Genomic DNA, 16,349 nt, shown 5'->3' with positions numbered 1-16,349 from the left:
TGAATCGTTACATCTATGTGGCAGATCACCTAAATCTCGAATTCGGATTGCAGCGCCGCCCGAACACAGTACAAAACGCCTTCCGGCACTCTCCCGGCGAACAGTGCGGTAATCTCCGACACCGGCGGCAACTCGCCTTCGCCGTCGAGGAACGCGTCCTGGATTTCGCCCATCAACTCTTCGGGCAGATCCAGCGCTTGCTCCAGCGACAACTGCTGCTTGCCAATCGCTTCGGCGAGCAGGGTGTAGACGTTCTTTTCCGAACATTGCAGCTGACCGGCGATCTGCAACGGTGTCATGCCGGCGCGGGCCAGGGTGATCAGTTCGTGGCGCAGGTCGGCCACCACTTTCGGCGCCTCGACCTGTCCGCCGAGGACTTCGAGGAAGGCCTCGCCGTAACGCTCCAGCTTGCGTGCGCCCACGCCGCTGACCGTGGCCATTTCCGACAGCGAGGTCGGTTGGCTGCGGAGCATTTCCAGCAGCGTCGAGTCGGGGAAGATGACGTACGGCGGCACACCATGCTCTTCGGCGAGTTTGCGACGCAGGGCGCGCAAGGCTTCCCACTGTTCGCGTTCTTCGCCGCGAACCAGTTGGCTCGCCTGGCTCTTGCTGCTTTTGGCCGTGGTTTGCGGCTTGAGGTCGCGACGCAGCTCCAGGGTCACTTCGCCCTTGAGCAGCGGTCGACAGGTGTCGCTCAGGCGCAGGCCGCCGTAGCCTTCCAGGTCGATGTCCGCCAGACCGCGGGCAACCAGCTGACGGAACAAGGAGCGCCATTCACTCTCGCCCATTGCTTTGCCAACGCCATACACCGACAGATGTTGATGGCCGAAGCTGCGAACTTTTTCGTTGTCCTTGCCCAGTAACACATCGACCAAATGCCCGACGCCGTAACGCTGGCCGGTGCGGTAGATCGCCGAAAGCGCCTGACGGGCCGGCTCGGTGGCGTCCCAGGTCTGCACGCCATCGACGCAGTTGTCGCAATGGCCGCACGGTTCGGGCATGTCTTCGTCGAAGTAGGCCAGCAGCGTCTGGCGACGGCAGCGGGTTTCTTCGCAGAGCGAGAGCATGGCGTCGAGCTTGTGCTGCTCCAGACGCTTGTGACGCTCGTCGCCCTCGGAGTTCTGCAACATCTGCTTGAGCATCACCACGTCTTGCAGGCCGTAGGCCATCCAGGCGTCTGCCGGCAGACCGTCTCGGCCGCCGCGACCGGTTTCCTGGTAGTAAGCCTCAAGGGATTTTGGCAAATCGAGGTGAGCGACAAAGCGCACGTTGGGCTTGTCGATGCCCATGCCGAACGCCACGGTGGCGACCATGATCAGGCCTTCCTCATTGAGGAAGCGCTTCTGGTGGTGAGCCCGGGTATCGTTGGGCAAACCGGCGTGGTACGGCAGCGCCGGGAAGCCTTGTTCGCTGAGAAACACCGCCACTTCGTCGACTTTCTTGCGCGACAGGCAATAGACGATACCGGCATCGCTGCGCCGTTCGGCGAGGAACGCCAGCAACTGCTTGCGCGGCTGCTCTTTGGGCACGATGCGATAGAAGATGTTGGGACGGTCGAAACTCGACAGGAAACGCTCGGCATCCTGAAGATGAAGGCGATCGACGATTTCTTCCCGGGTACGCTTGTCGGCGGTCGCAGTCAGGGCGATACGCGGGACGTTGGGGAACAATTCCGCCAACTGGCCCAGTTGCAGGTATTCGCGGCGGAAGTCGTGGCCCCATTGGGACACGCAGTGGGCTTCATCGATGGCGAACAGGGAAATTTCAAGACTTTGCAGGAACGCTAGCATCCGTGGCTGAACCAGGCGCTCAGGCGCGAGATAAAGCATTTTCACTTCACCGCGCTTGATCCGTGCCGCCAGATCGCGCTGTTGCTCGGCGCTGAGCGTGGAGTTCAATGCCGCCGCAGCGACGCCCAGCTCTTCGAGGGTGGCGACCTGGTCGTCCATCAGGGCGATCAGCGGCGACACCACCACCGCCAGGCCTTCGCGCAACAGCGCCGGCACCTGGAAGCACAAGGACTTGCCGCCACCGGTAGGCATCAGCACCAGGGCGTCGCCGCCACTGGCCACGCGCTCAATGATTGCACCCTGACGGCCACGGAAACTGTCGTAGCCGAAGATGTCCTTGAGGACGCGTTGAGCCTGTTCGAGCATAGAAACTCCAAAAATCACAAAAACATCCCTGCAAGGCTGGTTCAGAACCACGAAGGCTGCACCGACAAATCGTAAGTGCGCATTGCATGACGCTTCACGTTTCAGCCGCAACGCCAGCAGGGCATCACAAAACGCGCGAGTATACCCGACCCCTCCCTTGCGCAGGGCACCACTGATAAGACACATAACCCAATGCCATGAAGAACCCTGTAGGAGTGAGCCTGCTCGCGATAGCGGCGCTACATTCAAAACAGAGTTGACTGGCCCACCGCTATCGCGAGCAGGCTCACTCCCACAGGGATTGCGGTGTTCCATACTCCTGCATGGGTCCAAATATCCCGCGCGGCTGGCCCAAGCGCTCAAGAAGGCCTAGAATTCCCGCATCTGTTTAATTCCCAAGGTAGCCCTTTAATGTCCTTCGCTGAGCAACTAACCCGCCTGCAAGTCTTCCTCGACGCCGACGAACTGCATGACGAGGCGCTGGACTACGTGGCCGCCCACGGCTACCTCACTGCGCTGTCGATCTGTTCCGAAACCGTTCCCGACCGTGAATGGATCGACGCCCTCTTCGCCGAAGAGCCGCATTACGCCGACGACACCGAGCGTGAAGCGATCGAATCCACCCTGCTGGCCCTCAAGGCTCACATCGCTCGCCAACTGGCGTCCGATGAAGAGTTCGAGCTGCCTTGTGACCTGGACCTGGGCGAAGAGCCGGATGACTCCGACCTGCGCGGCTGGTGCATCGGTTTCATGGAAGGCGTGTTCCTGCGCGAAGCAGCCTGGTTCGAAACCGCCGAAGACGAAGTCAGCGAAATGCTGCTGCCGATCATGGTCGGTTCGGGTCTGTTCGACGAACAGCCTGAGTTCGAAGACATCGCCAAAGACGCCAACCTGATGGACGACATGATCGTGCAGATCCCGGAAGCGCTGACTGCGCTGTACCTGCTGTGCCAGGCGCCAGACGAAAAACCGGCGATCCTCAAGCCTCGTCACCACTAAGGTTTTGCCTATGGACAACCCCATAGGCAACCGCTCCCTGATGTTGCGTTACGTGCTGCTGGCCATCGGCTGGCTGAGCGTAGCGCTGGGGGTGATCGGGATTTTCCTGCCGGTGTTGCCCACCACGCCCTTCCTGCTGCTGGCGGCCGCCTGCTTCGCCCGCAGTTCGCCGCGCTTCTATCATTGGCTGGTTGAACATCCGCGGCTTGGGCCGTGGGTTCGCGATTACCTGAGCGGCAACGGCATCCCGCTCAAAGGCAAGGTCTACGCCATCGGCCTGATGTGGGCGAGCATCCTGCTTTCCTGCTACCTGGTGCCCCTGCCGTGGGCGCGGGGGTTCATGCTGACCAGCGCCGTGCTGGTGAGCGTCTACATCCTCAAACAGAAAACCCTGCACAAACCCTGAATTCACCACGCTCCCTGTAGCAGCTGCCGAAGGCTGCGTTCGGCGGCGAAGCCGTCGCTAGTCCATCCGCTGCGGTCTATCAGGCAAACCGTGTGTGCAGGGTTTACGACTGCTTCGCAGCCGAACGCAGGCTCCGCCAGCTGCTACAAGTCCGCGTACCAACCGACGATTTGTCCTGCCTCGCTGAAAACACCGCCTAGACTTCAGGCATCTGCACCCGAGCGGCCAGACATGTCCCGCAGTCTGCGTAGTCCAGGATGGTCAACGCTCCGACTTCGGCTCGGCAGATGGCTGTTGCTGATCACTTTTCTGTTGGCCGGGCTGGGCAGTGTCGGGGCTAACTGGAGTTTTACGCAGATTCTGCAAACCGCCGAACAGCGCTACGGCACCCTCGGCCCGGGACGGGGAAGGATCGAGGCCTGGAGTCAGATGCTGCAAAGCGAAGCCAACGCCCCCGAGCGCGAGCAACTGAACGCGGTCAATCGCTTCTTCAATCAGCAACTGAGCTTTCTGGACGACACCCGCATCTGGCATCAGACCGATTACTGGGCCACACCCGTCGAATCCCTGATCAAGGGTGCCGCTGACTGCGAGGACTACGCACTGGCAAAATATTTCAGCCTGCGCTACCTGGGAATTCCCAGCGAAAAACTGCGCATCACCTACGTGAAAGCCCTGACCCAGAACCAGGCGCACATGGTGCTGACTTTCTACAACAGCCCCACGGCCGATCCGCTGGTGCTGGACAACTTGATCGGCGAGGTGCGCCCCGCCTCCCAACGCAAAGACTTGCTGCCGGTGTACGCCTTCAACGCAGAAGGCCTGTACTTGCCGGGAGCCAATGGCGGCAAACGCAGCAGCGACTCGAAAAAACTGTCGCGCTGGCAGGACGTACTGAAAAAGATGCAGGCCGAAGGGTTCGCCGTGGGCGACGGCTAGCCACCTGAGCAAGGAGCGATTTATGTCACTGCGTAAACAGTTGTTTCTCGCCATCTGCCTGTTCTTGCTGGTGGCGTTCAGCGGCAGTTTTTTTGTCAGCCTGGAAAGCTCTCGCGACCAGATGCTCGGCCAGTTGCGCTCCCACGCCCAGGACGCCGCCACCGCGTTGGGTTTGTCGTTGACGGCGCAAATCGATGACCCGGCCATGATCGAATTGATGGTCAGCTCGATTTTCGACAGCGGTTACTTCAGCAGCATTCGAATCATCAACATCGACGATGCGCAGGTGCTGGTAGAGCGCAGTGCGCCGGGGCAAATCGACGGCGTTCCCGCCTGGTTTGTGAACCTGGTCAACCTGCACCCACCCGGTGGCGAAGCGCTGATCATGCGCGGCTGGGTCCAGGCGGCACGGGTCGAAGTGTTGAGCAATCCGCAGTTCGCCCTGGCCAAACTCTGGGACAGCACCCTCGGCAGCCTGATCTGGTTGCTGGTGTGCGGCCTGCTCAGTGCCGTGTTTGGTGGCTGGTTGCTGCGCCGGCAATTTCGTCCGCTCGACACCATGGTCAAACAGGCCGAAGCCATCAGCAAACGCGAGTTTTTAAGCCTGCCGAAACTGCCGCGCACACCGGAGTTGAAACGCGTGGTATTGGCCATGAACCAGATGGTCGAGAAGCTCAAGGCGCTGTTCGCCGAAGAGGTCGCACGCAGTGAAAAACTGCGGGTCGAGTCCTATCAGGACAGCCTTACAGGCCTGGCCAATCGACGCTTGCTGGATGAAGAATTGGCCGACGAGTTGCTGGTCTCCGAGCAGAGCAGCGACGGCCATTTGCTGATGCTGCGGATCAACGACCTGGTCGGTCTCAACCAACGTTTGGGCGGCCAGCGCACCGATGCGCTGATCAGCGCCGTCGGTGAATTGCTCAAACGCCTGACCCAGCCACCGGAACGTCGAACCTGGCTTGCAGCGCGCAATCGTGGCGGTGAATTCAGCCTGCTGACGCCTGGCCTGGACAGCACCGACGCCGCACGCTTGGCCAGCGAAATCAGCGCCACCCTGGAAAACCTGCGCCTGACCGGCGCCAGCGACGCCATGCCGGTGGCGCATTTGGGGATCGCCCCTTACCACCCCGGTGAGCCCGCCAGTGACGTGCTGACGCGACTGGATCAGGCGTTGACCGAAGCCCGGCAACATCCCGAGCGTCCGTGGGTTCACTTGGCCGATTCCATCACCGCGCCGACCCCATCCCAAAACGACTGGCAAACCTGGATCGACGACGCCCTGAACCAAGGCAAGATGCAACTGTATTTCCAGCCGGTGGTGCAATGCGCCGACACCAGCCAGGTGCTGCATCACAAAGTCCTCGCGCGCCTGATCGACCCGCAGGGCGAGGCCATTGCCGCCGGGCATTTCCTGCCGTGGATCGAGCGACTCGGCTGGTCGGCCCGGTTCGACCTGGCCATGCTCGAAGCCACCCTCGACTACCTCATCATCAATCGTTGGCCCCTGGCGCTAAGCCTGTCCGGCAGCACCCTGCGCGATCCAGCGCAGTTGCAGCACATCCTCGACATGCTCGAATCGCTGCCCGAACTCGCGCCCCTGCTGATTCTGGAAATCGACGAACGCCAACTGCCACCTCAGGAAGAACTGCAACACCTGAGCCACAGCCTGCTCAACACCGGTTACCGCATCGGTCTGCAGCATTTCGGCGGCAGCTTCGGCCAGATCGGCAACCTGACTCAACTGGGGCTGGCTTACTTGAAAATCGATGGCGCGTACATCCGTCACATTGATGAGCAGAGTGATAAAAAGCTGTTCATCGAGGCTATTTTTCGGGCGACCAACAGCATTGATTTGCCGTTGATTGCGGAAATGGTGGAGACCAAAGGGGAGCTGGAGGTGATCAGGGAGTTGGGATTGTTTGGGGTGATGGGGCGTTTGATCGGGCCGCCGGAGCCGATGTGAGGGGTCCGACCGTTCGTCTGGAAGTCACGTCTACCTGTCAGATCTGTCAGTAGCCAGTTGCGCCTTTTAGAGGTGTGATGAGGCCTATCCCGAACAGGCTGGTACTCCAGGAGGCAACGATGAATCTTCAGACACAAGCGGTGGCCAATGCTCTTGCGTTGTTTCCGGCGTACCCGCCGATGTGGGTAACACCAGTACAACCGTTGGGGACAGCCGACGGCGGCATCCCTGAGGCCGCTTTTACGCCAAATGGCCTTGAGCTGGTGATCGAACCGTTTACTGCGCTTGCGACGTGGATCATGGCTGCGTACGACGTTGTGACGTTATATGTCAACGGCGTTCGCACCAACGTCGCCAAAACCATCTACCCAGGTGAAGAGAACGATCGTTTCCTTCTTCACTTGCCGTCCAGCTGGTTCAAGAACGGTGTCAACGACATCTCCTACCGGGTGAGCCGAGTCAGCGGGAATCCCGCGGATTCCCCCAAACTGACCCTGTTGTATAACAATCCGACACCTGGTTATCCGTCGCCGGCCGGTATGACGCTTGTCCTTCCGCCCAACGTCGTCCCGGGCGGCGTCGGTCCGGGAGAGGCGGCGAAGGGGGTGCTGCTCACGTTCAACTACAGCTTCGCGCGACCTTTCGACCAGATTCGTCTGGAGGTGGGTGGCTGGAGCGTCACATTTGTCGTCACCGATCCGACGAAGCCGATCACGGTGACACTGACCGCTTCTGATTTTCAGCAAATTGGCGACAATGCCAATACGCCGATCAAGTTCACAGTGTTCGATCAGTTGGGCAACAACAACCAGTCGGGAACGACCTTGCTGGATATCCATGCGAATCAGAAAGTACTGAACCCGCCAAAGATCGTGGAAGCCGATGCCAACGATGTGTTGGATGTGGCAGCGTTGGTCGGGAAAAACGTGACGATTCACGCGTTGACCTGGACAGAAATGCAGGACGGTCAGCCATGCTGGTTGAGCGTCGAGAGTCGCAAGGCCGACGGTTCGGCGCATAACCTGCAGCTGTGGAACGGCTTGCCGGCGCGGGTCAATCCGCAGTGGATCATTCAGGGCTTTTGGCCACAGGTATTGGTGAACAGCTACCTGGCGGAACTCGGAGATGGCACCACGTTGACGGTCAAGTTCAAGGTGTCGGAGGACAAGAGTAATAACCCCGCTACTGCCACGGTATTTCCGGATCGGGTCTATACCATCAAGGCGCTGGCGCTGGTGGTGCCGACCATCGATTCCGTGAAGGATACGAAGAATATTGAGATCCCTCAGAATGGCACGACCACCGACACCACCGTGACCCTGGCGGGCAAAGCGACGGGGAATCTGCAAGTGGAGATTTTTGATGGGACGACGTCCAAGGGGACGGCACAAGTCCACGCCAGCGGCGACTGGACCAAGCAGGTCACCGGCCTCACCGTGGCGGCACATCGCTTCACTGCCAAGGCGCTGTATGGCACCGGACCGGTGTCGGCCGTTCGCACCGTGGTCGTGGTCGCAGTCGTCAATCCGACCATTGCCAACGTGACGGACTCCAAAGGCTCTGTGCCCGACGGTGGCACCACCGTCGATACCAGCGTCACCCTGACCGGCAAGGCCAGCGCCAACCTGCGGGTTGAAGTATTCGACGGGGCCGTCTCCAAGGGCACGCCCACCGCGAATGCCACGGGGGACTGGAGTCTGATCGTCTCCGGCTTGAGCCTGGCAACGCACCGTTTCACTGCCAAGGCGCTGTATGGCACCGGACCGGTGTCGGCCGTTCGCACCGTGGTCGTGACCATCCCATTCAATCTCGACACGTCTCCCGTCATCCTCAACGGCATCTGTATCTCTGTTCCTGGCTCCCTGCTCTCTCAATGGAAATACCGAACACCTGAACCCTCCGGTACTTATAAGGATCGGTTACCCACCAGCGGAATTCCGCCGTACACATACACATCCGCTAATCTCGGAGTTGCGTCCGTGGACGCGACTGGACGGGTACGCAGCGAGGGCAATGGGACGACTCGCATCACTGTCGAAGACGCGTTGAAACGCACCCTGAGTTTCGAAGTGGTTGTCTCCAATGTCCGCCCCCTCATTTTTTACCCATCTTTCCACAGTGCCTGGGAATCTTATCAGTGGCGGATATCACAAGGGGGAACCGTCTTAAACAACTCCGACGTAAGTCTCATCAACGCCCGTTTCTACACTTCTGAAAACTATTTAATCGGAGAGCAGCCTGTACCCCATGGAACCTTGCTATACATTTCCAATGTAGTAACGAAGGATAGAGGATTGGTTTTATACATAAGGGTGCTAGCACATGGGACTGTGAGTGGTGCGACTTTATGCAGAAAGTAGCTTGAAGATTTTTTGTTAATCGCGCCATGCCCCCCCACCTTTTAAAGGGAAAGGGGACGCATTTATTTACCAGCCCAAGTTGTTTGGTCGAGTTACACCGACCTGAAAAAATCATGTGGAACTCAGGTTTTGGGGTGTGGCTCATAACTTGAGCCACGCACAGTCAGTCCCCTCTCCCTCTGGGAGAGGGTTAGGGTGAGGGATGGATTCCGAACTGAACGACGAACCCACAAACACCAAAAAACCCGCCATCCCTTTCCACAGGGATGGCGGGTTTTGTCGTTTCAGATCACACCGTATCCACCTTCAACGAATGATCATTCAACATCCCGTTAATAATCGTCGCTGGGGAAAAGGGGACGCATTTATTTACTGGCCCAAGTTGTTTGGTCGAGTTACACCGACCTGAAAAAATCGTGTGGAACTCAGGTTTTTGGGTGTGTTTCATAACTTGAACCAAAAGGATAAGGGGACGGATCTATTTAATATTGAGCGTTTAAAAAGATCGCAGCCTGCGACAGTTCATACAGCGGATTGCATTTGATCCTGCTGGAGTTGCCGGGGACTGTGATCTATTGCTTTTAAGCTATGGCGTTTAAAAACACTTCCAGACACGCCTTCCAGGCTACACATCCTTGCGCCATTGCCTACAGTTACGCCAGAATCCGCCGGCTTGTGCGCCGTGGGGGTGGGTTCTATTGTGGTCCGGTCGCTGACGAATCAGCGATCGGGTTTAGCGACCTGATTCTATGTAGGCGCATCAGCGCTCCAAACTCCATCGCAGATCTCCTGATTGCGATTGGTGACATGGCGGCTGTGCGTGGGAGACCTTCGGGTCTGCCGGGCGCCTACACCCGGTTCGCTAACCTGCGTCCAGCCGCCACCTTTATCTGTTTAGCGACAGGTTTTAGTGGCTCCACTTTGTAGGAGCTTCTCCATGATCAAACCCACACCCAACCCGCCCGAAACCGCCCCCACCTCCCCCTACGAATCCCTCGATTCGAAAAAACTCCACGAAGCCGCTGACCGCGCGCTCGACCACTACCTCTGCCCGCCCGGCTCCACGCCGCCCCCACGTAAAACCCGCGGGATGTATGCCGTGACCGCGGACACAAAAAACGAGGAACTGTTGACCGATGCCTGCGAAACTCTCGCTTCGGCAAAGACCATCGCCCAGGACTTCGCCGGCCAGTTGCCGGGGCCGCAGCGCCGGACGGTGTTGGGGATTGCGCAGTTGATCATGCTCGGGGAACTGGCGGTGAATCGGGTGCTGGATAATCTGGAGTTGCCGGGCTGACCGAGGCCTGAGGAACACTTACTGATTGATTCGGTGTCCATTCTGGCCCCTTCGCGAGCAAGCCCGCTCCCACATTGGATCGTTGTCGAACACAAAATCTGTGATCGCTGAGGATCAACTTTGGGAGCGGGCTTGATCGCGAAGGCTGACTCACCGACGACACATCTCTTCAGACAGAAAAAACCCGCCGCCCCGTTTGATCGGACGGCGGGTTTTGTCGTTTCAGGCTTGAATCAAAAGCCGATCACACCGTATCCACCTTCAACGAATGATCATTCAACATCCCGTTGATAATCGTCGCCGTATCGTGCCCCCCCGCAATCACCCCACCCGCCCCCGGTGTTACGCCGTAATGGCTGGCCAGATTCACACCCGCCAAATCAATGGTCTGATTCGGCGCGGCGCCAGCCATGGCGCTGACGTCGATGCTGGTGACCAGTGAATCGCCGCTGCCGGTGACTTTGAAGTGCAAATAATCATCCAGCGACGCCGCCGTGCTGTTTTCCCCTTGCAGCAGTTGCGACAGGTCGAGTTTGTCGATGCCCGGCGTGAAGTCGGTGACTACGTCGTGGCCGCTGTTGCCTTTGAGCCACTCGAAGGTGTCGGCACCGCTGCCGCCGGTGAGGGTGTTGTTGCCCAGGCCGCCGATGAGGAAGTCATCGCCGCCCCCGCCGTTGAGCATGTCGTTACCCAGGCCGCCGTTGATGATGTTGCTGTGGTTGTCGCCGGTGAGCGAGTCGTTGAAGTTGGAACCGGTGAGGTTTTCGATCGCTGTCAGGGTGTCGGTGCCGGCGCCGACGGTGTTCTGCGCACCGAGCACGCCCAGATTGACCGTAACCCCGGCGGTGGCGTGGGCATAGCTCGCGGTGTCGACGCCGGTGCCGCCGTCGATCAGGTCGTTGCCCGCACCGCTGTACAGCAAGTCATTGCCGGCGCCGCCGTGCATTTCGTTGTTGCCGGAACCTGCGGTGAGCACGTCGTTGCCGTCGCCGGCATTGATCACGTTGTTACCGGCCCCCGCCACCAGTACATCGTCGCCCGCCGTGCCGGTGAGGGTGTGGCCGTCCTGATAGGTGATGGTCACGGCGGCGTTGTCGCTGCCGCCATGGCTGTCGTTGGCGGCGTAGGTGCCGTGGACATCGGGCGCGATGTCATGGGCACCGGCGTAGTTGACGGTCATGGTCAGCTGGTAGTTTTCCGCCCCCTTCCCGCTGTTGCCCGGACCACCGTTGTCGATGTTGGTGATGTGGATCTGGTAGGTGCTGTCCGACGTTGCGGTGAGGGTTTGCCCGTCCGCGAGGGCGATCCATGTGCCGCCGTTGATTGAGTACTCCATGGCGACATGACCGGCCGCCAGATTGTGATCCAGGTTAAGGGTTTCACCCTGTTTGAGGTCGACGGTGATGCGGTCGTCATCGTGGGTGTTGCTGCTAACCGGTCCCAGCGCCCCGCTGACGACCAACACCGCCGTCATGGCTGTCGTGTTGGCGACGAATGCACTGCGGGCGAGGGTCACCGCCTGCTCGTTACCGCCGGTGAAGCTGAAGTTTTGCTGGGTGCCGGTGAAGTCCGCGCCTTTGGCAATCCAACCAGTGCTGACGGTGATCGGCGAAGCGGTCAGCGGATCGCCATTCGGATCGGTGTCGTTGGCCAGCAACAATTCGCCTGGCACCACGACACTGCCCGACAGCACGTTGGTGATGATGTGGTCATCGACCGCCACCGGTGGCGCGTTCGCAATGACGGGGTCCGTCAACGTCGAACTGGCCAGGTCGCCGCCGTTGTCGCTGACGCAGCTATTGTTCACGTCGATGGTGAGGGTGGTGGTCCTCTCGTCGCCATCGCCATCGCGCAAGGTGTAGGTGAACACGTCGGTCGCCCCGGGGCCGTTCACGGCGTCCGGGTTACTGTGATAGACCGCGTTGCCCGCTGCATCCAGCGTCAGGTAACCGTAGGTGCCATTGATCTGGCTGTTCAGGCCGCCAACGGCCGAGGTCGAGGTGTCTGAACCGGCACGCACGCCGACCACCCCAATCCCATCGGCATCGCTGAAGTCGTTCGCCAGCACGTTGCCACTGACGATACCGCCCTCCGTTACCGAGGCTGCGTCGGGGTTGGCGGTCGGCAGGTCATCGACAATGTTCACCACAATGGTGCTGGTGGTGGAATGGCCCAGGGCGTCGGTGGCTTGGTAGGTGAAGCTTTCACTCAAGGTGTTGCCGCCATCGTTCGCATGCGGCGTGGTGCTTGGCGCCGACGTCAGCGTGTAGGTGTAGGAGCCATCGGGATTGAGCAGGATTTGCCCGTAGGTGCCAGTGGCGCTGCCGACAAGCGTGTAAGTGATCGCGCCGGTGGCACCGGTGACGGAGCCGACCAGGGTGCCACTGGCGGTTTCAGCCGTGAGGCCCGGCTGACTCCCGGTGACGGTGCCGGCCGCCAGATCCTGGCCATCCTGGTTCAGGTCGAGGGCTTTTTCGTACACGGTCACGTCGTTGTCGCTGACCGCTGTGATGCCGCTGTTGTGCACGTCGATGGTGATGGTGGTGGTGCTTTGGTCACCGTCGGCATCGCGCACGGTGTAGGTGAACACGTCGGTCGCACCGGGATCGCTCACGGCGTTCGGGTTGCTGTGGTAGACGGCGTTGCCGTTGGCGTCCAGCGTCAGGTAACCGTAGGTGCCATTGATCTGGCTGTTGAGGCCGCCAACGGCTGAGGTCGAGGTATCTGAACCGGCACGCACGCCGATCACCGCTCCTCCTGCGGCGAGGCCATCGGCACCGCCGACGTCGTTCCACAGCACGTTGCCACTGACGGTGCCGCCTTCGGCGACCGACGTCTCGTCGGCATGAGCAGTCGGCTGATCATCGACGATTTTGACCACGATGGTGCTGGTGGTGCTGTTGCCCAGAGAGTCGGTGGCTTGGTAGGTGAAGCTTTCGCTCAGGGTGTTGGCGCCATCGTTCGCATGCGGCGTGGTGCTGGCCGGTGAGGTCAGCGTGTAGGTGTAAGAGCCATCGGGATTGATGAGGATTTGCCCGTAGGTGCCGGTGGCGCTGCCGACCAAGGTGTAGGTGATCGCACCGACCGCGCCGCTGACCGAACCGACCAGGGTGCCACTGGCGGTTTCGCCGGTATTCACCGGCTGACTGCCGGTAACGGTGCCGGGCGCCAGATCCTGACCGTCCTGGTTCAGGTCGAGGGCTTTTTCGTAGACGGTCACGTCGCTGTCGCTGACCGCGCTGATGCAGCTGTTGATCACGTCGATGGTGATGGTGGTGGTGCTTTGGTCACCGTCGGCATCGCGTACGGTGTAGGTGAACACGTCGGTCGCACCGGGATCGCTCACGGCGTTCGGGTTGCTGTGATAGACCGCGTTGCCGTTGGCGTCCAGCGTCAGGTAACCGTAGGTGCCATTGATCTGGCTGTTGAGGCCGCCAACGGCCGAGGTCGAGGTGTCTGAACCGGCACGCACGCCGATCACCGCGCCCCCTGCGGCGAGGCCATCGGCACCGCCGACGTCGTTCCACAGCACGTTGCCGCTGACGGTGCCGCCTTCGGCGACCGAAGTCTCGTCGGCATGAGCCGTCGGCTGATCATCGACGATTTTGACCACGATGGTGCTGGTGGTGCTGTTGCCCAGAGAGTCGGTGGCTTGGTAGGTGAAGCTTTCGCTCAGGGTGTTGGCGCCGTCGTTCGCATGCGGCGTGGTGCTTGGCGCCGACGTCAGCGTGTAGGTATAGGAGCCATCGGGATTGAGCAGGATCTGCCCGTAGGTCCCGGTGGCGCTGCCGACCAGGGTGTAGGTGATCGCGCCGACCGCGCCGCTGACCGAACCGACCAGGGTGCCACTGGCGGTTTCGCCGGTATTCACCGGCTGACTGCCGGTGACGGCGCCGGGCGCCAGGTCCTGACCGTCCTGGTTCAGGTCGAGGGCTTTTTCGTAGACGGTCACGTCGCTGTCGCTGACCGCGCTGATGCAGCTGTTGATCACGTCGATGGTGATAGTGGTGGTGCTTTGGTCACCGTCGGCATCGCGCACGGTGTAGGTGAACACGTCGGTCGCACCGGGATCGCTCACGGCGTTCGGGTTGCTGTGGTAGACGGCGTTGCCGTTGGCGTCCAGCGTCAGGTAACCGTAGGTGCCATTGATCTGGGTGTTAAGGCCGCCAACGGCTGAGGTCGAGGTGTCTGAGCCGGCACGCACGCCGACCACCGCCCCTCCTGCGGCGAGACCATCGGCGCCGCCGACGTCGTTCCACAGCACGTTGCCACTGACGGTGCCGCCTTCGGCGACCGAAGTCTCGTCGGCATGAGCAGTCGGCTGATCATCGACGATTTTGACCACGATGGTGCTGGTGGTGCTGTTGCCCAGAGAGTCGGTGGCTTGGTAGGTGAAGCTTTCGCTCAGGGTGTTGGCGCCGTCGTTCGCATGCGGCGTGGTGCTTGGCGCCGACGTCAGCGTGTAGGTATAGGAGCCATCGGGATTGAGCAGGATCTGCCCGTAGGTCCCGGTGGCGCTGCCGACCAGGGTGTAGGTGATCGCGCCGACCGCGCCGCTGACCGAACCGACCAGGGTGCCACTGGCGGTTTCGCCGGTATTCACCGGCTGACTGCCGGTGACGGCGCCGGGCGCCAGGTCCTGACCGTCCTGGTTCAGGTCGAGGGCTTTTTCGTAGACGGTCACGTCGCTGTCGCTGACCGCTGTGATGCCGCTGTTGTGCACGTCGATGGTGATGGTCGTGGTGCTTTGGTCACCGTCGGCATCGCGCACGGTGTAGGTGAACGTGTCGGTCGCGCCTGGGCCGCTCACGGCGTTCGGGTTGCTGTGGTAGACGGCGTTGCCGTTGGCGTCCAGCGTCAGGTAACCGTAGGTGCCATTGATCTGGCTGTTGAGGCCGCCAACGGCTGAGGTCGAGGTGTCTGAACCGGCCCGAACACCGACCACCGCCCCTCCTGCAGCGAGGCCATCGGCGCCGCCAACGTCGTTCCACAGCACGTTGCCGCTGACGGTGCCGCCCTCGGCGACCGAAGTCTCGTCGGCATGAGCAGTCGGCAGGTCATCGACGATGTTGACGTTGATTTGCCCGGTCGCCGAACTGCCGTCCGTATCGGTGGCGACGACGTCGATATTCTCGGTGATGCTGTTGGCGCCGTCACCGGCCGGATGGGTTTCATTGTCGTTGAGGGTGTAGCTGTAACTCACAACTCCCGTGGCCGAGTTGTAGTCGGTGACGGTCAAGGTGTTGCCCAATGGGGTGGTGATCGACTGCGGGAAGCCTGTGGCAACGCCACCGCTGATCACGTTGATCCCACCGATGCTCAGGCTGGTCAGCCCGTCAGGAGCAGACACGCTGAACGTGCCGGTCTTGGTCAGTGCCCCAGGGTTGGGGGCCGAACCGTCGGCCAGGTTGGCCTCATTGAGGGTCAGTTCGCCCCCCGCTACCGACAGGCCGGTGAGGGTCACCGGATTGTTCGGCACCTCAGGAACAATCGGTGTCACAGGAACAACAGGAACATCCGGTGTTACAGGAACAACGCCTGCCCCTCCTGAACCACCCGAACCGCCTGCACCACCTGCACCACCTGCACCGTTATCGCCATTGTCCGGGTTTCCGGCCAGCCGCCCCAGGGGAAATTCGGGAATGCCGTTGAAGCCTGCGGTAGGAAAACCAATGGTCGGATCAACCCGCCCGCCCACCTCTTCAAGCATGACAAACGAGTGGCCGCCACCCAGTACACCGGGCGCGCCGGTCGAATCCGGTCCGGCCGCCGTAGCGTCAGCAGTCTGGGTCGGGTCGTCGCCGGCAACGATCGCTTTTTGCAGTTGCTCGACATCGGTCAGTTGCGCCTGAGTCGGCGTCACCGCTTCAGCGGTGTCCACATGGGGCGCCTGATGCGCGAGTAACTGAGGCGTCATCTCCATACTGCTGCCACGCCCGAGGGTCAGTTCCTGGCCATTCTGCAGATGCACTGCCACCGCGCCTTCGGCCCCGGTGGCCAGTTGATCGCCGGCGAATAACCGGTCCCCCTCGACCAGCGCGCGTCGGGTGCCATCGCTCGCAACCGCGAACACCTGACCAATGACCTTACTGACAATACCGATGAGCGTAGCCATGTGCACTTCCTCCGCTGCCAACCGCTGTCGGCATCCTGTTTTTGCGAAGAACGTGCTCCTGGCTCCAACGGGTTGCCTGGCGGAATCGCCTGCTGGCAGCGGTTACCTGAAGTA

At 60.8% G+C, this 16,349-nt stretch carries 8 protein-coding genes; 6 read left to right on the top strand and 2 right to left on the bottom strand.

Annotation, left to right across the window (positions count from 1 at the left end; translation table 11 throughout):
- Positions 1–29: 29 nt before the first annotated feature.
- Entirely contained in the window at positions 30–2,156 is a 2,127-nt protein-coding gene (recQ, locus tag AC3IUE_RS07965) for a DNA helicase RecQ (RefSeq protein WP_415770716.1), read from the bottom strand.
- A 411-nt stretch (positions 2,157–2,567) separates the two neighbouring features.
- On the opposite strand from recQ, the gene AC3IUE_RS07960 reads away from it, so the two are divergent.
- From AC3IUE_RS07960 to AC3IUE_RS07935, 6 genes are all read left to right on the top strand, one after another.
- Positions 2,568–3,155: a UPF0149 family protein gene (locus tag AC3IUE_RS07960; RefSeq protein WP_008156162.1), complete on the top strand. Its 588-nt coding sequence runs from the start codon at positions 2,568–2,570 to the stop codon at positions 3,153–3,155.
- A 10-nt stretch (positions 3,156–3,165) separates the two neighbouring features.
- Positions 3,166–3,561 (top strand): YbaN family protein, encoded by a 396-nt coding sequence (locus AC3IUE_RS07955; protein WP_489266620.1) that lies wholly within the window; start codon positions 3,166–3,168, stop codon positions 3,559–3,561.
- A 231-nt stretch (positions 3,562–3,792) separates the two neighbouring features.
- Entirely contained in the window at positions 3,793–4,500 is a 708-nt protein-coding gene (gene lapG / locus AC3IUE_RS07950) for a cysteine protease LapG (RefSeq protein ID WP_489266617.1), read from the top strand.
- A 22-nt stretch (positions 4,501–4,522) separates the two neighbouring features.
- Entirely contained in the window at positions 4,523–6,463 is a 1,941-nt protein-coding gene (lapD, locus tag AC3IUE_RS07945) for a cyclic di-GMP receptor LapD (RefSeq protein WP_489266615.1), read from the top strand.
- Between the two features lie 119 nt (positions 6,464–6,582).
- Positions 6,583–8,823 carry an immunoglobulin-like domain-containing protein gene (locus AC3IUE_RS07940; RefSeq protein ID WP_489266613.1) on the top strand — a complete coding sequence of 747 codons (2,241 nt, stop codon included), beginning with the start codon at positions 6,583–6,585 and terminating at the stop codon, positions 8,821–8,823.
- A 937-nt stretch (positions 8,824–9,760) separates the two neighbouring features.
- Positions 9,761–10,120 (top strand): DUF6124 family protein, encoded by a 360-nt coding sequence (locus tag AC3IUE_RS07935; protein ID WP_056742207.1) that lies wholly within the window; start codon positions 9,761–9,763, stop codon positions 10,118–10,120.
- A gap of 244 nt (positions 10,121–10,364) precedes the next feature.
- Here AC3IUE_RS07935 and AC3IUE_RS07930 read toward each other — a convergent pair whose 3' ends face one another.
- A complete protein-coding gene (locus tag AC3IUE_RS07930) occupies positions 10,365–16,235 on the bottom strand; it encodes a retention module-containing protein (RefSeq protein ID WP_489266610.1) in 5,871 nt (1,956 codons plus the stop codon).
- Positions 16,236–16,349: the final 114 nt, after the last annotated feature.

It is taken from the genome of Pseudomonas sp. GL_093, assembly GCF_057837605.1.
Note: the sequence above shows the minus strand (reverse complement) of the source record. Positions and strands in the feature narration are given on the sequence as shown.

Bases quoted from the DNA above. Each gene is read 5' to 3' on its own strand.
- recQ (WP_415770716.1), bottom strand. From the start codon at position 2,156: ATGCTCGAACAGGCTCAACGCGTCCTCAAGGACATCTTCGGCTACGAC.
- AC3IUE_RS07960 (WP_008156162.1), top strand. From the start codon at position 2,568: ATGTCCTTCGCTGAGCAACTAACCCGCCTGCAAGTCTTCCTCGACGCC.
- AC3IUE_RS07955 (WP_489266620.1), top strand. From the start codon at position 3,166: ATGGACAACCCCATAGGCAACCGCTCCCTGATGTTGCGTTACGTGCTG.
- lapG (WP_489266617.1), top strand. From the start codon at position 3,793: ATGTCCCGCAGTCTGCGTAGTCCAGGATGGTCAACGCTCCGACTTCGG.
- lapD (WP_489266615.1), top strand. From the start codon at position 4,523: ATGTCACTGCGTAAACAGTTGTTTCTCGCCATCTGCCTGTTCTTGCTG.
- AC3IUE_RS07940 (WP_489266613.1), top strand. From the start codon at position 6,583: ATGAATCTTCAGACACAAGCGGTGGCCAATGCTCTTGCGTTGTTTCCG.
- AC3IUE_RS07935 (WP_056742207.1), top strand. From the start codon at position 9,761: ATGATCAAACCCACACCCAACCCGCCCGAAACCGCCCCCACCTCCCCC.
- AC3IUE_RS07930 (WP_489266610.1), bottom strand. From the start codon at position 16,235: ATGGCTACGCTCATCGGTATTGTCAGTAAGGTCATTGGTCAGGTGTTC.